General features: G+C 67.2%; 19 protein-coding genes and 1 pseudogene. 12 read left to right on the plus strand and 8 right to left on the minus strand.

Going from position 1 to position 18,336, the window contains the following annotated elements; all coding sequences use genetic code 11:
* The first annotated feature begins 131 nt into the window (after nt 1–131).
* Together AQI70_RS39415 and AQI70_RS40545 are read left to right on the plus strand one after the other, a co-directional pair.
* Nucleotides 132–404 carry a hypothetical protein gene (locus AQI70_RS39415; protein ID WP_062156755.1) on the plus strand — a complete coding sequence of 91 codons (273 nt, stop codon included), beginning with the start codon at nt 132–134 and terminating at the stop codon, nt 402–404.
* Between the two features lie 171 nt (nt 405–575).
* A pseudogene (locus AQI70_RS40545) lies at nt 576–620 on the plus strand (hypothetical protein); the annotation flags it as partial.
* Between the two features lie 557 nt (nt 621–1,177).
* Here the strand turns inward: AQI70_RS40545 and AQI70_RS36520 are convergent.
* Nucleotides 1,178–1,738: a hemerythrin domain-containing protein gene (locus AQI70_RS36520; RefSeq protein ID WP_062156756.1), complete on the minus strand. Its 561-nt coding sequence runs from the start codon at nt 1,736–1,738 to the stop codon at nt 1,178–1,180.
* 221 nt (nt 1,739–1,959) lie between these two features.
* Here AQI70_RS36520 and AQI70_RS36525 point away from each other — a divergent pair, with 221 nt between their 5' ends.
* Nucleotides 1,960–2,406 (plus strand): MarR family winged helix-turn-helix transcriptional regulator, encoded by a 447-nt coding sequence (locus AQI70_RS36525; protein WP_062156757.1) that lies wholly within the window; start codon nt 1,960–1,962, stop codon nt 2,404–2,406.
* 156 nt (nt 2,407–2,562) lie between these two features.
* Here AQI70_RS36525 and AQI70_RS39420 read toward each other — a convergent pair whose 3' ends face one another.
* Entirely contained in the window at nt 2,563–2,757 is a 195-nt protein-coding gene (locus tag AQI70_RS39420; protein WP_159042770.1) for a hypothetical protein, read from the minus strand.
* A 1,705-nt stretch (nt 2,758–4,462) separates the two neighbouring features.
* Between AQI70_RS39420 and AQI70_RS36540 the strand changes: the two genes are divergently transcribed.
* From AQI70_RS36540 to istB, 5 genes are all read left to right on the plus strand, one after another.
* Nucleotides 4,463–4,690 carry a hypothetical protein gene (locus AQI70_RS36540; protein ID WP_062156760.1) on the plus strand — a complete coding sequence of 76 codons (228 nt, stop codon included), beginning with the start codon at nt 4,463–4,465 and terminating at the stop codon, nt 4,688–4,690.
* A gap of 586 nt (nt 4,691–5,276) precedes the next feature.
* Nucleotides 5,277–6,614, plus strand: coding sequence for a type VII secretion-associated serine protease mycosin (mycP, locus tag AQI70_RS38215; RefSeq protein WP_244181987.1), 1,338 nt, complete (start codon nt 5,277–5,279; stop codon nt 6,612–6,614).
* 266 nt (nt 6,615–6,880) lie between these two features.
* Complete coding sequence (locus tag AQI70_RS36550) at nt 6,881–7,237, plus strand: hypothetical protein (RefSeq protein WP_341845976.1); 357 nt, start codon at nt 6,881–6,883, stop codon at nt 7,235–7,237.
* A 635-nt stretch (nt 7,238–7,872) separates the two neighbouring features.
* On the plus strand, nt 7,873–8,184 hold the full coding sequence (locus tag AQI70_RS36560) for a hypothetical protein (protein ID WP_062156772.1): 312 nt from the start codon (nt 7,873–7,875) through the stop codon (nt 8,182–8,184).
* Nucleotides 8,181–8,975 carry an IS21-like element helper ATPase IstB gene (gene istB / locus AQI70_RS36565; RefSeq protein ID WP_062156763.1) on the plus strand — a complete coding sequence of 265 codons (795 nt, stop codon included), beginning with the start codon at nt 8,181–8,183 and terminating at the stop codon, nt 8,973–8,975. Before AQI70_RS36560 ends, istB begins: the two co-directional genes overlap by 4 nt.
* Nucleotides 8,976–9,026: 51 nt before the next feature.
* Here istB and AQI70_RS36570 read toward each other — a convergent pair whose 3' ends face one another.
* On the minus strand, nt 9,027–9,665 hold the full coding sequence (locus tag AQI70_RS36570; RefSeq protein WP_062156764.1) for an HAD family hydrolase: 639 nt from the start codon (nt 9,663–9,665) through the stop codon (nt 9,027–9,029).
* 499 nt (nt 9,666–10,164) lie between these two features.
* On the opposite strand from AQI70_RS36570, the gene AQI70_RS39425 reads away from it, so the two are divergent.
* Both AQI70_RS39425 and AQI70_RS36580 read left to right on the plus strand, forming a co-directional pair.
* Complete coding sequence (locus AQI70_RS39425) at nt 10,165–10,476, plus strand: hypothetical protein (protein ID WP_159042771.1); 312 nt, start codon at nt 10,165–10,167, stop codon at nt 10,474–10,476.
* A gap of 248 nt (nt 10,477–10,724) precedes the next feature.
* Nucleotides 10,725–11,303 carry a GNAT family N-acetyltransferase gene (locus AQI70_RS36580; RefSeq protein ID WP_062156766.1) on the plus strand — a complete coding sequence of 193 codons (579 nt, stop codon included), beginning with the start codon at nt 10,725–10,727 and terminating at the stop codon, nt 11,301–11,303.
* Nucleotides 11,304–11,861: 558 nt separating this feature from the next.
* Here the strand turns inward: AQI70_RS36580 and AQI70_RS36585 are convergent.
* From AQI70_RS36585 to AQI70_RS36600, 5 genes are read right to left on the minus strand one after another with little or no spacing between them, the layout of a single operon-like run.
* Nucleotides 11,862–12,590: a hypothetical protein gene (locus tag AQI70_RS36585; protein ID WP_062156767.1), complete on the minus strand. Its 729-nt coding sequence runs from the start codon at nt 12,588–12,590 to the stop codon at nt 11,862–11,864.
* Complete coding sequence (locus AQI70_RS39430; protein WP_159042772.1) at nt 12,587–12,892, minus strand: hypothetical protein; 306 nt, start codon at nt 12,890–12,892, stop codon at nt 12,587–12,589. The genes AQI70_RS36585 and AQI70_RS39430 overlap by 4 nt, the downstream gene beginning before the upstream one ends.
* Entirely contained in the window at nt 12,850–13,635 is a 786-nt protein-coding gene (locus AQI70_RS36590; protein WP_062156768.1) for a hypothetical protein, read from the minus strand. The genes AQI70_RS39430 and AQI70_RS36590 overlap by 43 nt, the downstream gene beginning before the upstream one ends.
* Entirely contained in the window at nt 13,626–14,015 is a 390-nt protein-coding gene (locus tag AQI70_RS36595) for a hypothetical protein (protein WP_062156769.1), read from the minus strand. The genes AQI70_RS36590 and AQI70_RS36595 overlap by 10 nt, the downstream gene beginning before the upstream one ends.
* Entirely contained in the window at nt 14,012–14,239 is a 228-nt protein-coding gene (locus AQI70_RS36600; protein ID WP_062156770.1) for a hypothetical protein, read from the minus strand. The genes AQI70_RS36595 and AQI70_RS36600 overlap by 4 nt, the downstream gene beginning before the upstream one ends.
* Nucleotides 14,240–15,459: 1,220 nt before the next feature.
* Here AQI70_RS36600 and mycP (AQI70_RS38220) point away from each other — a divergent pair.
* Nucleotides 15,460–16,803 (plus strand): type VII secretion-associated serine protease mycosin, encoded by a 1,344-nt coding sequence (gene mycP, locus AQI70_RS38220; RefSeq protein WP_244181988.1) that lies wholly within the window; start codon nt 15,460–15,462, stop codon nt 16,801–16,803.
* A gap of 645 nt (nt 16,804–17,448) precedes the next feature.
* The gene (locus tag AQI70_RS38230) at nt 17,449–18,267 is read left to right on the plus strand and encodes an IS5 family transposase (protein ID WP_079051647.1); all 819 of its coding nucleotides are present in this window, start codon (nt 17,449–17,451) and stop codon (nt 18,265–18,267) included.
* The last annotated feature ends 69 nt before the right edge of the window (nt 18,268–18,336 follow it).

Below are 18,336 nucleotides of genomic sequence, written 5' to 3' on the forward strand. Positions count from 1 at the left end.
GAACCCCGCCCTGCAGGAACCTTGGGCCATCCTTGAATTGCCTGGTCACATCCGCAGAGGCATAGCCGGTCGCCGGCGCGCCCGCCTGATACTCCAGCCGAAGATCATGGCCTTCATCCCCGATTCGTGGTGTGTCGACGGTGGCGCTGCCGCGGGATCGTCGGCGCTGGGCGCTGGGGTCCGGCGCCGATGCCGCCGCAGTGACCACGGTCCAGCTTCGCGAAGTCGTCGAGCAACTCGTCGCCGCCGGGCGATGGAAGCCGGGCAACCTCAACGTCCTGATCCTGCTGGACGCCGGATACGAGACACCCCGCATCGCCCGCAGACTGCGCCAGGCACGGAGGCACCGCATCGAAGGAGGCCGACCATGCCACTCGTCGTACCCTTCGCTCGCGCGTGACTGAGCCCGAGACGACCAGGCTGGTGGCCCGGAGCCAAGAACTCCGTCGGGTGCACCGCCGACTACGCGAAGCGCTGTCCGTGACCCGCACCGCTCTTGCCGATGGCTCCCCCCTGGCTTCTGTACGGCTCTCGGCAGCCATCACCAGGGCGAAGACCGCACCCTGTTCCCGGCCATCGCAGCCGCGCACCCGCAGCTGCGCCCGGTAGTGCGCGCGCTGGAGCAGGATCACTGGATGATCGCCGACCTGCTGGGCAGCCTGCGTGCGCGGGCGAGCGGGCTGCGGTACCACAGGAGCTTGACCACCACTTCGAAGGCATCGCCGCGATCATGGAGAACCACCTCCGCTACGAGGAGCGGCAGCTCCTCAGCGTGCTCGAAACCCCTGAGCTGGCAGCCGTACCCCCAGCGGTGCTGGGCCCGATATGACGCCGAACCGGACAGTAGGTGGCGGCGGTGGGTGGGGAGGACATGGACCGCCGCGAGTTTCTCGCCGATGGCGCGGGCGCCGTCTTGTCGCTCATCCCCGCCTGCGCGGCAGCCGGGAGAAGGCGCCGGGCCGGATCGGCGGCACCGGCGTGCGCATCGTCGGTAGAGACGTGGCGAGGATCGCGTTCGCCGAACCGATGGGCGGCCTCGGCCTGATCATGTGCTCCGGCCAAGGACGCACGTGACCAGACCGGGGCCGTAGAGCCGTAGGCGGTGGAGCCGTGAAGCTGAGCCGGCTGTTCGTGGCGTGCTGCCACGACCGCGCTGCGGGCCGTCCTTCGCAGCCACCTAAGCCTGCTCGTTCTCCCGCGGCGTCCCCGCCTCGGGCACGCCGAGGTCCACGTACAGCCGATTGCGCTGGCCGGGACTGAGCACGGTGGCGAGAGCGGCGAGTGTGCTGTCCGCGTGATCGTCCGCGGCCTCGATGACGCCGCGGACGATTGCCGCGCGTGGTGCGGGCGGCAAGGCGGGCAGCATCTTGCGCAGGTCTTGGAGGGCCTGCTCGGGAGTGCGGGAAGCGCGGAAGGCGGCGAACACAGCGCTGAGTTCGTCGTCGCCGGCATACTGCCACAGCGCCGGCATCGCAACCGTCTCCTCCACGTGCAGATGCGCGAGATATGCGCTGATCATTTCGTTCAGTGCCAGGTACAGCGCGTGCTGGGCGTCCAAAAGGGCATCGGCGGGAGTGCCGGGCAGAGCCCGTGCCCGCTCGTCCAGCGCGGTGAAGGCGGCGTCGAGGCGAATGTGCTCGGCGTCGAGCGCGTCGGCTGCCTCCGGCGCCCGCTCCCGGAGGAGCTGGTGAATGAAGGTGTCCTCATGGTCGGCGTGCTCGCGCAGTTCCTGTGTCATGGCGAGGCAGCGAGTCCGCATGCTCGGCGGCGGCAGCACTGTGGGAGATGTCGGCGGCGCCAAGCTCGACGGCGAGCGTGAACAGTCGCGCTCGCTGTCCCATGTGAACGTTCCGATAGAGGTCGATCTTTGGCATGTCCTGTCCTTGGCAGTGTGGGACTCCGGTAAGATGACAACATCTTGTCTACCTAGCAACATGTTGTCAATTGGAGGAGGCGTCAATGCCGGACGAGGCAGCCCTGCTGGTCGCCGATGTGTTCGAGGCCGCCGGGGCCCTGCGCCGTTTGGGCGAGAAGACCGCCGCCGCACAGGGACTCACCCAGGCGCGATGGCAGGTACTCAGCGTCGTGTCCGAGGACCCGCTCACCGTCCCCCAGGCCGCCCGCCGCCTCGGGGTCAGCCGCCAGAACGTCCAACGGGTCGCCAACGATCTCGCGGCTCTCGGACTCGCCGCCTACACACCCAACCCCGAACACCGCGGCTCGCCCCTGCTGACACTGACACCTCGCGGCAAGGAGTCACTCGCCCGCGTCACCGACACAGCCGCGAAACTGCACCGGACCCTCTTCGCAGCCATCCCCGACGAGGACATCCGCGCCACCAGGGACACCCTGCGCCAGCTCCTGACCGCACTCGACCGCCATGAAGGAACGGCAGGCAAGCGCTAGCCGCACACACGACCGGCCAAGATCCGGGAGGGCCCGCGCCGAACGCACTCGGCACGGACCCTGCGCACGCCCGCAGCGCCGCGCGCCCCTGGGGACCGACGGTCTCGCCCGGGCACGCGCCGGATCAGAGGGCCGCCGGATCAGGGGGCCACCGGATCAGGGGGCCACCGGATCAGAGGACCGCCGGACCGGCCGGTGCAAGGCGGTCAGTCGCCCGTCCAGCGCCTGTACGAGCCGGGCGCGGTTCTGGACGCAGGCGGCGGTGCCTTCCAGCGGGGCGGACAGCAGCCGGCCGGCCTCGCCCAGGACGACGCCGGCGAGCACCCGCCGGCCGTTGCGCGCAGGGAGCAACTCGGCTCCACCGGCGGGAGCAGGGCCCGTCACGAGGCGCGCCGGAACAGAGCGGCGGGGCCGATGACGCGAGGGCCGAACTTGTCCCGGACGCCGTCGCTAGCCGCTTCAGCGACCAGTCGGCCTCGCGGGCGTCATCGAAACTGATCTGCTGGGCGGCCTGCTCGGCGCCGATGAGGCCCTCGCCCTTGAGGGCGAGTGCGGTCAGGCAGCCGCGCTGCAGGCCGGCGGCGTCCATCGGCTGGCAGGCGAGGATGCGCAGGTCGTCGTGCACGGACGGCTCGGCAAGGCGGCGGGTCTTCTCCCACCTGCCGCCGCCGGCGAACGTCAGCGTGAACTTCAAGGCACGGGCTGCCTGCTCGCGGCGACGCGGCAGTAGCCCGAGCCGGAGGACCAGGTCGAGCAGAGCGGCGCGGACGTCGGCGCGGCCCCTCACGGCAAGGGCCAAGACGCGCGCAGGCCTGCTCGATCAAGTGCCGGTGCAAGCGCCTGCCGGGGCCGCGCTCGCGAGCCGCGTAGACGTGCGATGTGATCTTCACGCACGTGCGGAAATTGCCGCGCGCCATCTGCTCGTCTGCCCGCGCAAGGTCGTCCGGTTCCGCCTCCGCCCACACCAGATGGAACAGGTTCAGCGGCTGCGGCACGTGAGACGCGCCGAGGCGACCCACCTGATGCCAGGGCAGAATCCGTGAGCGCAGCGCCGAAGCGCGGGCGAGGGCTGCTCGCTTCTCGCCCACCGCCCGCACCCTCCCCGCCTCCGCAGCGCCCTGCACTCCCTCACCCTCTGTGACAGACGCATCCATAACCGGCCCGTCGACAACAGGCGGCCCGACCGGCCCGTCAGCGAATCCCAAGTCGGCCAGCGCCCGGTCATACCGGCTCGGCTCCAACCCGACGCTGGCACCCGCCGGGCGGGCCACTTCAAGAACCCGGGCCTGCCCCAAGCTCCCGCTTGATCACCCGGTGCAACGTCGGCAGTGAGGGCACACACTCCACACCCCACCCCTCCAAGGCCCCCTCTTCCTGGGCCCGAAGCATCCTGCGGCGTAACTCCGCGACGTTCCCGCCCGCCTCCGCAAGGACCTCCGACAAGGCGTCGCTCAGCGAAACCCCGTCCTGCCGCGGCCGCGCCTCAACATAACCCCGACACCGCCACACCGTCCGCTCCAACACCCCCGCCAACTCCACCGCGATCCGCACATGCAACCGCGGCAGCGTCCTCTCCCCATCCACCGCAAGAAGCCGCCGCACCACCACACCCCGCAGCCATTGGGCCGGCCCCGTACTGCCGGCCGTTGCGGGTCATGTCGCCCGGGCACCTTGACTGCGAGCAGTCGTGGATGTCATGTGCCAGCGCGAGGACCTGCCTCGAGTCCGACCACATGCGGACCCTGGGAGGGAGCAAGCCCATCCAGTGCCGCGAGGTGCGGTTCGGCACGAGCCGGACCAGCGCGGTCGACGGGCCGATGTTCCTCGCAGCCTCGGTCGACGCGCCGTCGCGGCTCATCCCGAGGTCGGCTGGGAGCAGCTGCGCAACGTCGGGATGAGCCAACGCTCCCCGCTCACTGCCCTGGTGAAGGGGAAGGCGAAGGAGGCCGCCGCAGCGTGATCTCCGCTGCCGGGGCGGCTGGAGCATCACAAGCCGTGCGCGCCCCGGCAACTCGCTGGAAGAGCGGGCATATTGTAATCACCGAGTGACGGAGGCATGCGTGAGCCAGCCGGAACACCCCTGGCAGCCGGGCCGGCACGCCCTCCCTTCACCACCCATCCGATCAACCCGCGCGGAGACCGGCACCTGGGCTGCAACGTTGAGGACGGCCGCTTCTTCCGGCTGTGGCAGCACAAGTCCCCCCCCGAGCCACCACACACCGGCCAGGCGATCCTGCTGCGCCCCAGCGACATCGACCAGACCATCCAGTTCTCCATGCTCTGAGTGAAGAACCCGTCCGACCCACCCAGCGACCTCCTGGCCGACGAAGTCGCCGCCGGCGCAAGGCCGCCGTGATGCACTTCGCCAGGCCCAGGCCCCCGTGCAGAGCCAGGCCGATCCCCCAACCGCCGCCTCCCAGCCGTCCCCGAAGCCGGCCGGGGCGCGGCGTTGCTGTTCCTCGCGGGCAATCTGTTCAGCGAGGACGTCGCGGTCGACGTATGGGTCACAACCTGTCGTGAAACCTGCCCCCTTGAGCTCGTAGGACGCTGAGGAACAGGGTCGGTCTCCCGAACGCCGGAGGCGGCGCACTGGAACCGGCATCGGCCCAAGCCGAGGAAGGCTCCGGTCCGGCCGGTCCGAATCCGGGTCGCCTCCTCAAGGATGGAGGGTACGCCTGCGTTCAGCTGTGGCAGACGGGTGATTGGGCGTCCCACTCTTCTCGAGCCGATGAGGGGCCGGCATCGGTGGCCAGGCGCCAAGGGCAACCAGCAAGAAGGGTCGGACAGCTCGCGATACTTGATCCTCTAGTGTGGGTCCGCCGGCTGTAGCGGCTGGCACGAGCGGCCTCAGGTGAGCGAGGAGCAAGGAATTGGGAGTCAAGCGGGTCTGGTCCGCGACCAGTGTCGTGGTGTTGGCAGGAGCCTTGCTCCTCACCTCAGCCCCTACTGCGACAGCGGATTACATCCGCGACAAGCAGTGGGTCGTAGATGCCATCGACTTCAAGAAGGTCTGGTCAGAATCCCAGGGACAAGGCGTCACGGTTGCGGTCGTCGACAGCGGAGTGGACGGAAATCACCCCGACCTGACGGGGCAGGTGTTGAAGGGTAAAGCCTTCACCGGAGGTGGAAACGCCTGGGATGACGATCACGGTCATGGCACCGGCATGGCGAGTCTCATTGCTGGACATGGGCATGGAGTAAACAATTCTGAAGGCGTGCTCGGTTTGGCGCCGAAGGCCAAGATTCTGCCGATCAAGGCCGGAGATGAAACGGTAGGCGAGAAATGGCCCTCCGGGGTTCGCTACGCAGTTGACCAAGGTGCAGATGTCATCAATCTGTCATTCGGGTACTCTCTCGCCCAGCCAGGCTCCGAGGGGGCAGCAGCAATCGAATATGCGCAACAGCATGACGTTGTTGTTGTGTCAGGCACAGGAAATGACGGAGCTGCAGGTGTGGACTACCCAGCAAAGCTTCCAGGTGTTGTAGCGACAGGCGCCATTGATGAATCACTGGAGATCTGGGACAACTCCAATTTCGGTGAGGGAGTGGTACTCGCTGCGCCCGGTGTGGATGTGGTGCATGCGGATCCAACCTACTCCAACGGCTATTCATCGGGGACGGGAACGTCCGACGCAACTGCGTACGTCTCGGCCACCGTTGCCCTCGTTCGCGCCAAGTACCCCGATCTCACCGCGGGCCAGGTCATCAACCGCCTGATCAAATCTGCATACCTCGACCACGACCAGACGGCACCCGACGAAGAGTACGGCTACGGCGTCATCCGCCCATACGCGGCGCTGACGAGGGATATCCCCAAGGGCCCCAAGCAGGGCCCTCTCGCCCAGTCCTCGCCGTCCGCGTCCGCGAATGCTGGCAGCGCGCCCGACGACAACGACAGCACGAGCCAGACCATGAATAAGAACGAATCGTCCTCGGGCAACGTCCTCGTCATCGCTGGCATCGCAGCCGTAGCAGTCGTCACCGCCATCCTGTTCGCGGTGCTCCGCAACCGCCGTAACGGAGGCAACGGCGGCCACGGCTCCGGCGGCACGATGCCCGCCCATCACACGGGCTACCTGCCCCACCCCTCCCCGGGCCATCAGCCGTACAACAGCGCAGCGCCCACCCAGGGATATCCCATGCCCCCAGCACAGTCCCCACACCACCCCAACCCCTACACCCAACCATCCCCCCACCAAGGGCAGTAGGAACAGCACACCCCTCCGGCGGCGAAGAGCATGTGCAGGTCAGGCGTTCTCACGGTGGCGCTCGGCCATCCCATCGGGCTCGATCAACGAGAGGCTTCTGCACACCTTCTCAACGGCGGCGAGGACCAGGCGCCGGAGTTCGTCGGGTTTGAGGGTTCGACCTCTCGCCGCCGGGCCATCCCCGATCAGGGTTGTCCACAGGCCCGAACGCGCTCGGCGGTTCCTCCGTACGCTGCTGCCGAATCGATCACACGGGGGTGCGCGGAATGCAGTACGGCGTGGTGGTGGAGGAACTCGCAGTCGAGGTCATGGCTCAGCTGCCGAACGACCGGGCCCGTCAGGAGGTGACGGCCCTCGCGGAAATCGCGCGGACGGAACCACGGGCCTGGCCCGACGCTCGCGACCCTGGCTCCGTGAAGGAGACCCGGGAAGAAGCCTTCGGACGGCGCTGCTGGATCCCATACATGCCACACACCGGAGCAATGAAGGTCCATGACATCGGCTCGGATCGACGGGCTGATCTCTTCTCTCCCCGACCGGGCAAGGGCCCGGGCATGACGACCATGGACCAGGTGCGAGCCCCGCTGGAGGAACTGCGCGGCGAGCTGGAGATGCAGACCTGACGGCCGGACGAATCCGAGCGTGTGAGGGCGACGGCGGTGCAGGCCGAAGGCGGGGCGAGCACGGAAGACGTCCGGGCCGGACCGCGCGCGGCCGGCCCAAAGGCCTCGCACGACAGGCTCGCCCCGGTCGCAGCGCAGTGCGCGGCCGTGCTGGACTCCCCCGCCCGGGCGGCCTGAGCGAGAGGCGTGCACTGCGTGGCTTTGTTCACGAGTTGCGTCGTCAGTTGTTCACGGGTTTGGGAGGCACCAGATCCACGCTCGGGTGATGTTCACGAGTTTTGACGGCACGGGGGTTCTTGCCTGGGCAGCATCGAGGTGCTCCTGGTGAAAGGCCCTGGTCATGCCGCAGATGTCGAAGGTCGAGCTGTACGCGGCGATCCGGCGCGACCACCGCGGCGGCATGACGATGCGGGAGATCGAGCGCAAGTACAACGTGTCGTGGCGGACGGTCCGCAGGGCCGTGGACTCGGTCTGGCCGGAGCCGCGGAAGAAGCTGCCGCCGCGGCCGACGGCGCTGGATCCGTACAAGCCGGTGTGCGGGCAAGTTCACCCCCGTCCACGACGCCTGGTGGGCTGCGGCAGTCAAGGCACACGGCGACACCGAAGGCACCCGGGCCTTGATCGAGGTCCTGTTGATGGCCCGACACATTCCGCACGAGTACTTGGTCGCGGGTCTCGCTACCGCGTTGCGGGCCGGGGCCCTGACCGCGGACGCGGTTGCCCTGGAGGCCCGCAAGGCCGCCCAGGCCGAGGACGATCCGATGGTTGTCGCCCCGTCTGCGCAGGCCAGCGGGCAGTCGGCGGCGACCGTGACGTTCCTGCACGAGTGGAAGCTGAACCACCTGCCGCCGGACACCAGGCCACTGCCCTCGGTGACGCCCTACGACCAGTTGCTCCGACGCCGTCGCGTCAGCGGCGGTGACCATCGAGAGGGAGAAGCACAGTGACCCTGCCCCGCCAGCGAGGCTTGACCGAGCAGGCCGCCACCACGGCCATCGACACTGCCTGCCGCTTGCTGCGGCTGCCGTCGATCCGCAACGAGTTCGCCGAGATCGCCGACCGGGCGGCCAAGGACCAGATGACCTACCGCGGCTTCCTCGCCGAACTGCTGATGGCCGAGTGTGACGACCGGGCCAGACGCCGCTCGGAAAGGCGGATCAAGGCAGCCGGCTTCCCGCGGGAGAAGTCGTTGCGGACCTTCGACTTCGAGGCCAACCCCAACATCGACCCGGCCACCGTGAACACGCTGGCCAGCTGTGAGTGGATCAAGAAGGGGCAGCCGCTCTGTCTGATCGGCGACTCCGGAACTGGTCAGTCCCACATGCTCATCGCTCTGGGCACCGAGGCCGCCATGAAGGGCTATCGCGTCCGCTACACGCTCGCCACCAAGCTGGTGAACGAGCTGGTCGAGGCCGCCGACGGGAAGCAGCTGAACAAGACCATCGCCCGCTACGGCCGCGTTGACCTCCTCTGCATCGACGAACTGGGATACATGGAACTGGACCGACACGGCGCCGAGCTCCTCTTCCAGGTTTTGACCGAGCGCGAGGAGAAGAACAGCGTCGCCATCGCCTCCAACGAGTCGTTCGGCGGCTGGACGAAGACCTTCACCGATCCCCGTCTGTGCGCCGCCATCGTCGACCGGCTCACTTTCAACGGCACCATCATCGAGACCGGCACCGACTCCTACCGTCTGGCCAGCACCCGAGCCCGAGCCGAACACGCAGAAGCGGGCTGACCACCGCTTCACCGCCTGGCCGACAACCGCTGAGGGCCGGCCAGGCCGAGATCATCCGAGCGGGACACGCCCTGCAACCCGGGGACCAGCGTCCAGATGAGCTGCGATCCGCGTGATCGTCCTGGCGTTGTCTTCGAACAGATGCGCCTGCATGCCCGCCACCTGGGCCGCCTCAACGTTTGCGGCGAAATCGTCGATGAAGAGGCAGCTCTCCGGCCGCACCTCCAGGCTGGCACATGCGGCCTCGAAGGCACGTGGGTCCGGCTTCTCGATGCCGATCTCGTGCGAGTACACGATCTTTTCGACCAGTTCGTCGAAGTGGTATAGCGCCGTCTCCCGCTCTCGGGCACCGACGAAGCTGTTGCTCAGGATGCCCAGCCTGCAGCTTCCCCGCAGCCCTCGCACGTAAGCGATAAGTTCCTCGTTAGGCGTCCCCAGGTATTCCGCCCAAAGATCCGCCATGAAGGCTTCCACCTGGGACGCATCGAGCTCCAGGCGTGCTGCCACCTGCTCGTGAACCTCTCGTTCGCTGATGCTCCCGACGCTCCCGGCCTGCCACACGTCGCGCATCCGCTCGTGCACAGTGCCCGGCGGCAGCACCAGCCGCTCTTCCCACCGCTGCACGCATCCTGTTTCCGGCGTGATCTCCAGCACGCCACCGATATCAAGAATGACGCAGGTCGCCGTCACTCGAACTCCCCCCTCTTCGTCCGGCCAGCTGGCGAGCGCACACCGCCCGCTCATGTGATCTATGGAGACACTGTTGTCCTCCCTGCTGGGGCAAGGTCAAGCGATCTTGGAACCTTGCGGCAGCCCTGTTGCGAGCCGCGACACGACTCGGCCGCATCAGCAGGTGCCTTCAAAACTCATGACGATCCGCGGAGTCCGCGGCCGGGCGACGACGTCAGAACTCGTCAACGAACGCTGTCGCAAGAAGTGAACGAAGCCAACTGCGGCCGGCGCTCGACGACGTGCTGCACCTGGTCGTGAAGAACCCGGCCCGACCGAGCAGCACCCGCCCCCAGCCGGTCCGCGTCAGAGCGAGTCGCCCTTCAGCGGGATCTTCGTGGAGTACCAGGCGGACCGCGCATCCTTCAGGCAGAGCGGCTGAGGTCGACAACCGGCTCGGGCTGAGAGGGCTCAGCCCGTTCGTCTCCGATGACGGCGCGTTGACGAACTGCTCCAAGGCGTGGGCGCAGTCATCATGGCCCACCCTGTCGTCCACGCCGATCATTTCCTGCACGAACAGCTCGGCCAGTCGGCGCTCGCGGTCGCTGAGCGGAATGGTGGGGACCATGTGGGCCAGCTCCCCCGGCTCACGGTATCTCGTCCTGCCAGCGCAAGGACTGCAACTTATGGACAGGGTTTGGTCTTGTCCGTTGTCCATTATCGTCAGGAACATTGGAATGCGCGGGCGGTGTGTGAGGCGATGGACGTGGAGACCGCTCCCAGCAACATCAACAACGTCCGGCTGAAGCTCAAGCGGCTCGCCGAGCGGTAGATCCTGGCCGAGACCGAGCAGGGGCTGTTCGCCCTGCCACGGCCGCAGCCCCTCCGGCGGGCCGCAACAAACAGCCTGCTCAGCCCAACCGAAAGGCCAAACTGCGCATCACCTCAGGTGCTGCCCTTTGGGGGCGCTCGGTCGCGCCGATGAGCGGACACGTCGTTCTGCCAGCCCACCGAGAAAACCCGTTGCGAGTGACCCGCAACGGATGTCTGATTGATCGGCCATCGATCAGGGGAGGGAACATGAGGACGCCGCTGTCCACCCCCTCGTTGCACACCGCTCGCCTTCGGCTGCGTGCCTTCGAAGACGCGGATGCGAACGACCTCTTCGCACTGCACAGCAGCGCCTACGTGCTGCGCTACTGGGACAGTCCACCGTGGACCGAACGCGAGCGTGCCGAGAAGTTCATCGCCCGTTGCCGAGAGATGGAGAAGGAGGGCACCGGGGCGCGGCTGGCCGTGGATCGTGTCTCCGACGGGGCGTTCATCGGCTGGTGCACCCTGGACTCGTGGAATCCGGACTTCCGCAGCGCCTCGCTGGGCTACTGCTTCGACGATGCGGCGTGGGGCCACGGCTACGCGACCGAGGCCGCGCGCGCATTGCTGCGGTGGGCGTTCGACACGTTGGACCTGAATCGCGTCCAGGCTGAGACCGATACGCGCAACGTGGCATCTGCCCGCGTGCTGGAGAAGCTCGGCTTCCTGCGGGAAGGGACATTGCGAGAGGACTGCGTCGTCAACGGCGATGTCTCCGACTCGTGGATCTACGGGCTGCTCAGGCGGGAGGGGCAGCCGTCGTCCGAACCGGTTCCCGCCCACTGAGTTCCGTCGCTCGGCACCCGGTATCGCCTAACCCCAAGCAACTGATCACTGCGACTCATCCGCACACAACGGCGAACCGGACGAAGAGTCACGTACCGTCCTCTCGAAGGTGCGCTATCGAATGGCTTCCTCACTGGCGCAAGGGGACGGTGCGACTGGCGGCTTCAGTCTCCCGCGTTGCTGGCAGGGGGTCTGATGACGGTGACGCCCTAGTGGGCTTCGAGCGCCTCGCGCAGGGTCGCGTTGTCGATGGTGAGACGTCGGATGTGGTCTTCGGAGACGTGCAGGTGACGGGTGAGGTCTTCTTTCTCCCGCCGCAGGCGGGCGATGGTGGCTCGGTCGGTGGTGGTCCCTCGCGCACGCGGCGGGCTGCGGAGCCAAGGATCTGCTGTGTTTGTAGACGGGTGATCTGTTCGGGGAAGTCTCGGTAGAGGGTCTGGCGGTTGACCTGCAGGCGGCGGGCGAGGGCGGAGACGGTGGCGCGTTGCCCCTCCTCGGCTTCTCGCAGCAGGGTGTCGATCACAGCTTCGACGGCTTGGGGGGTGAGGTTGTGCCGTCTCATGTGGACGCCTCGGAGGCGTTCGTCGGTAGAGGCTTGTCGAGGAAGGTGCTGATCCCGTCGCGACGGCGGGCCAGGCGGTCACGTACAAGTGGCGGGAGGATGCCGCCGCGCTCCAACTGGGCGTTCAGCAGGGCGAGTTGGTTGCACCAAGCCGCCGTGTTCGTCTCGGTGAAGGCGGCGTTGTTGCAGGCTAGGGGTCTGCACTCGGGCAGGGACGGGGCATCGGCGGCCTCGGCCGGGGGCCGGCACAGGCGGCGGTCGGGGTTGTCGCTGCAGGTGACGAACGTGCCGGGGTAGATCCGGGGGTCGTTGCGGGTCATGAGTTTGCGCATCTGCGCTTCGTCGGGGGTCTTGCCCAGGAAGCGGATGCGGTCGCCGAACCGATCCAGCCGTGCCGCCGCTTCTACGGCCGCTGGGCCGTGCAGCCGGTGGTGTTCGTGACCGTCGACCATGGCGGCGAGCCGGTCGCCGCGAGCGAGGGTCTGCTCCTGCTGGGCTTCGGCCCGGAACCCGGAACGTGAGGTGCCGGCGTAGCCCTCGAACATCTGGATGGACAGGTGGCGATACTGGATGGCGGCGGCGATCGTGCCGCCGGGGCGTCGGGTGATGAACCAGGCCAGGGTGCGCCGGAACTGGCTGGTGCGCAGGATCCACGGGCGGCCGCTGACCGGTGGGATGGCGTCGGGTCGGCCGCGGTCGGCGCAGTAAGCGTTGATCCATTTCACGAAGTGCCGCAGGTCGATGTTGGTGCAGGTGACGGCCTTGGCCTGCGGTTGGTGCGGTGGTGGTGCCGGGAGGTGGGCGGGATGGCGAACAGGCGCCGCTGCCCCGGGCCCTGGAGTTGTTCCAGGACTTCGATGGCTTGAGCGACCGGTGCTCCGACGATCCAGGTTGCCTCGACTCCCCAGGGAGTGCCCTCGCCCTTGAACGCCTGGCTGGTCACGCGGTAGCGACTGATGCGGCCGCTGCTGTCGCTCTCCCGGGTCAGGCAGCCGCGGCGCAGGTGCTCGACCTCGCTGTCGCGCATGCCGGACAGGTAGGCGATGACGATGTAGGAGGCAGTGTGCAGCAGCCGGACGAGGTTCTCCATCTCCCGGACGTCCACGCGGTCTTGCCAGTGGCGGCCGTCGAGGGGGCGGTCGAAGGAGGTCCACAGGTAGACGGCATCGGCGACACCGACTCGTTGGCCGCCTCCTCGATCAGCTGGAAGGCGCCCGCAACCAGGACGGTGCGCTGGCTGCAGGCGATCTCGCGGGCCAGATGGCGCATGTTGATGCCGCGGTGCCCGCTGGTTCCTCCGGGCAGCGGCCGGCCGGCTGCCCAGTAGCGGTCCAGGAGAGCGGCGAGCCGGGCGCGCGCTCCGCGGCCGTCCGCGGGAACGCGGCAGTGCTGGCGGGTGTGCAGGGCCCTCCATTCGGCCAGGCCGGCCAGGATGTCGCCGGAGAAGTCGGCGATGAACCGCACGGCCCACACCAGCAGCGGGCCCATCACGGCCTCCGGGATGCGGGGCGTGGTGTTCTCGCGGGTGAGCAGGGCGTAGAACAGGTCCTTGGTCACGGGCTGGTAGACGGCCGGGAGGCTCGGGAAGCGGAGACTGATCCTGGCTCCGTGGTCCTGTAGGACGGCCGGGGTCAAGTCCCAGATGTCGTCGCCGAACCGCGACGTGGCCTGCCGTTTGAGGCCGTGCTGCAGGGGGCGCCGGCCCAGGACGAGCGCATCGGCTCTGCCTTGGCCTCGCTCGGAGACGTGGGCGGTGACGGTCAGATCCATGTCTCCTCCAGCGGCCCCTCCAGCGGGTCCAGCACCGTGCCGGACGGCTTGTCGCGTGCGGCAGCCTCCAGCTCGGCGGGGGTGAAGCGGGGCAGGATGTCCTCGGTCAGCGCCAGCCACGCCTGGCCGAAGCGCCGCCACCACACCTCGCGGTCCATCCCCTCCCAGTGGGCAGCCAGTTCGTCCAGCAGCGCCAGCTGGGCCGGCAGATGGTCACGGCTGGAGATCGCGTTGCGGCAGGCGAAGCACTGAAGGAACGACGCTGCGCACGGGCTCGGGTTGAACGGACTGCCGTGGTAGTCGGTGCAGGTGGCCAACGCGGCCTCCCGCTGCCCCTCAGCGGCGGTCGGTGTCCGGGGCCCGGGCAGGACGGTGATCATCCCGCCGTGCTGCTGGACCTGCCGCCGGTGTTCGCGCGGGCCGCGGATTCGGCGTCGGCCAGTGACGCGCTGATGACGTCCGCGGCCCAGTCCCTCACCACCCGGTCGCCGCGCAGGTAGTTGGAACAGAGCACGTCCTGCGAGTTGGTGCGGGCCGAGGATGGCAGGTGGCCGCCGGTTGCTCTCGTGTAGCGGCGCTCCCCGGTGGTCTTGAGCCGGTTCATGCTCACCACGAGTCCGTCGATCGCCGCGAGCTCCGGATGGGCGCGGGCCCAGGCCGCAAACTGGAGCGAGCGCCCCAGCCGGTGCCCGAACGGGTCGATGTGCCCGCCAGTCGCTCAGTTGCCGACCCGGTCACCAGCCCAGATGGACCACACGTGGTCGGATCCGCTGAATCGGCGGCCGCGGCGGGTCAGCCGCTCGATGAACAGGTAGTAGCCGCCTGGCGTGGCAAACCGCTCGCTGTCCTTGCGATCTCCACGGTCACCTCCTCGGTCCAACGCGATGCGCCACGCCGCCGTTTGATCGCGTCGAAGACCACCGCCCGCTCCTCCAGGACCCGGTGCCGGGGAGGCAGCTCCTTGATCGTCTCGCCGTTCCAGCCCGTGATCAGGACCCCGAGGATGAGCAGCGGCGCCAGAATCGGTGCGCACGGGCCGATGCGGTACGCGTCGCCCGCCGGCTTAGATCAGCGTGGTCTCGATCGACGCGTGGCCCAGCCGGATACGGACCAGTCCAGCGGATCACCCCAGATCAGCGTGTAGTGACGGCGCTGGTACGCGTTCGCCTCGCCCAGCATCCGCAGGTGAGCGCGCTGCAACTGTTGGAAGACTTGGGAGGGCGGGGTCTCGCGGGGATGGTCCAGAGTTGAGCGGTTGCCTTGTTCGCTGTCCCGTCTGCACGAAACGTCAGCCGTGAGGCGGGACGGGCTCTACGTGTTGAACACAGATCGTGCCTAGGGCCCCACGGAGTGGTGCCTCGCTGCGTCTGCGAACGCAATAGGGTGTCTGTGACTGAACGGGGACGGAGTACTGGAGGGCGGGGGTTGGTCCTGCGTCGAGCGCAGAAGTCGTAACTCGGTCGGAGCCCGCCGAGGGGCCGAAGCCATGCCGCAAGCCGAGGAGCTGCTGGCGCCGGATGGCATTGAAGCCGCCGAGCTCGTGGCGAGGTGGTGGCCAGGCCAAGTGGGTTAGGGACAAGGGAACCGGCGCCGGCGGCATGGGCCGCGGTGGCAACAAGCGTCGTGGTGAAGAGGGGAACGGGGGCGAGCGTCCCGACTACCTGGTCGAGGACGAGGAGACCTAGATCTCGCAGTCAGACCGTAACCGCAACGTGCCGCGCAACATCGAATAGGCACACCTGAGCGAGCCGTACAGAACCTCCGTGCGGCTCGCCCGTATGAAGGCTGGCGGAACCAGCCGTTGTTGAGTGAGGAGCAAGGAACGTGCGTGCCAAGCAAGTCTGGTCCACGACGGGTGTTGTGGCGTTGACAGGAGCCTTGCTCCTCACTTCAGCACCGACTGCCTCGGCCGATTACGTTCGGGACCAGCAGTGGGTCCTGGATGCCTACAAGATGGACGCAACTTGGGCGTTGACTCAGGGTGAGGGAGTCACTGTTGCCGTCGTCGATTCAGGTGTCGATGGCAGTCACCCTGATCTGACTGGTCAAGTCCTCCAAGGGAAAGACTTCACCGGAGGGGGAAATGCCCAGGAGGATGTGGCCGGACATGGCACCGGCATGGCGAGCTTGATTGCTGGCCATGGCCATGGCGCTGGAAACAACGCGGGCATGGTGGGGCTCGCGCCAAAAGCAAAGATTCTTCCGCTGCGCGTTCTTCAGAACAAGGATGATGATTTCGAGGACGACACCTGGGGAGAGGCTGTGCGATATGCCGTGGACAACGGTGCGAAGGTCATCAATCTTTCTCTCGGCGACGAAGGAGGCGGCAGGACTCTCCCTAGTGGCCGCGAGGCAATCGCGTATGCCCAAGCACACGACGTCGTAGTTGTTGCGGCTGCGGGTAACGAGGGAGCGCTCACCGTTATTGAGCCGGCAGCCCTGCCGGGTGTGGTCTCTGTCGGCGCCGTAGATAGTGAAGGGAACCTCTGGGACAAATCCAATATTGGAAAGGGGTTGACCCTCGTTGCTCCAGGCGTTGAGATCGTCACTGCGAACAGCAATCGATCCGACGGATATAGCTTGAGCACCGGAACTTCGGACGCCACGGCTTATGTTTCCGCTACGGCAGCCCTTGTCCGGGCCAAGTACCCTGACCTCACCGCAGGCCAGGTAATCAACCGCCTCATCAAGTCAGCTTCATTCCTTCATCACAAAGGATTGAAGGCCCCCGATCGCGAATACGGCTACGGCATCATCCGCCCCAACAAGGCCCTCACGATGGACATCCCGGCCGGCCCCAAGAAGAACCCTCTCGGGCAAATGTCGTCGTCCAGTTCGACTTCTAGCCAGTCATCTAAGGGAACCAGCTCTTCGACCCAGGCCAAGAAGAGGTTCTCCTCTAGCAACTTCCTCGTCCTTGCCGGCGGTATCGCAGCCGTTGTTGTCATCGGTGCGATTGCCTTCGTGGTAGTTCGCAGTCGCCGTAACGGCGGTAACGGCGGTAATGGCTCCGGTGCTGGTGGTGGAGGCCTCCAGTACCCGGCGTACCCGCCTGCCCAGCAGTCCTACCCCAATTCCGGTTCCAACCAGGGGTACCCTACTCCTCCGGGACAGGCCCCCCAGCACCCCAACCCCTATTCCCAACAGCCCCCGCACCAAGGGTGGTAGAGGCAACTCCCCCTCATGAAGCTGTGAACTCGAAACTTGCGGACCTGAATTCCAGATCCGCTGCCGATGTGGCGAGGCTGCGCACAGCGAGCCACTTCACCACCATCTTGCTAGGGCTTGCAATCCTTGGCCGTGGCTGCTTTGTTGCTCGATCATGTCTGGCACGACTTTGTGGGTCTTCGAATTTAGGCGGGGTGGAGGTGTCCGCGGGCTCGGCGGGTGGTGACGCAGCGTGTGCGTAGGCGCTGGTTGGCGGGATTGCGGAAGCCGTGGGCGGCCCGGGCGACGAGCCTGATCACGCGGTTGATGCCTTCGCTCTTGGCGCTGACGCCATCAGCTGTTCGTACTTCCCACGTACCCGGGCGGGACTCGGAATGGCCATGGGTCGGAAGCTGGATGCGCTCCTGGTGCTCAAGCACGGCCTGGACGTCGGTGAACTTCGTGCCGCAGCTGGCACACACGGACAGCGGGCCTCTCGGTCTTGTGCTGCTCGCCCGCCCCCGCACGCTGTTGCCTCATCGTCCCGACCAATCGGGCCCCCTGCAATACATCGGCCACAGCACCACCCTGCCCCGGGCCGCCAGCCGTGCCGTGGTCGACCGACTAAGACCGTGTCCTACGTGGTGAGGCGGACGTTGACCCGGCATGGGGCGGGGAACGTGGAGCTGGATCGTGCCGGACGGCTTGTGGGAGATCGCGAGGCCGCTGATTTCAGAGCAACGAGCACGGCCACAGGGCGGCGGAACATCGAACACGCCTGATGAGACGCTCTTCGCGGCCATCATCTACGTCCTGGTCAGCGGCTGCGCCTGGCGCCAACTGCCGCCCTGCTTCGGCATATCGAAGTCGACTGCTCACCGCCGGTTCCTGATCTGGTCAAGAGCCGGTGTCTGGGGCCGCCTGCACGAAGCGGTGCTGCACCGGCTCGACGACGCCGGCCTCATCGACATCACCCGCGTCGTCCTGGACACCGCCCACGTCAGGGCTAAAAAAGGGGGCGAACACACAGGTCCGAGCCCAGTGGACCGGGGCAAGCCGGGTTCCAAGATGCACATCCTGTCGGACGCGAACGGACTGCCTCTCCTCGTCGGCGTCTCAGCCGGCAACACCCACGACAGCGAAGGGCTGAAGCCCATGATCGAGGGTCACCAAACGAAACACGACCCTCACAACGGCAGGTACTTCAAGCCTCAGCGCCTGCACGCGGACAAAGCCTACGACCGCCCCGACCTGCGTAGATGGCTTCGATGGAAGCGGATCGGAGTGCGCATCGCGCGCAAAGGCATCGAATCCAGCGAACGATTAGGGCGACGCCGCTGGGTCATCGAGCGGACCATGTCCTGGCTGTCCGGCTACCGCAGACTCAGCCCTCGATACGAACGCAATCCCCGCAACTACCTGGCCTTTCTCGGCCTCGCCGCCGCCCTGTGCTGCTACAAGCGACTCGTCCGCCTCACCACGTAGGACACGGTCTAAAGCGTGGATCTTTGATGAGCTGGTCGGTTGAGGTCACCCACCAGGCTGCGATGCCCC

Origin of the sequence: Streptomyces curacoi (assembly GCF_001513975.1) — a bacterium.
Classification (GTDB): Bacteria; Actinomycetota; Actinomycetes; order Streptomycetales; family Streptomycetaceae; genus Streptomyces; species Streptomyces curacoi.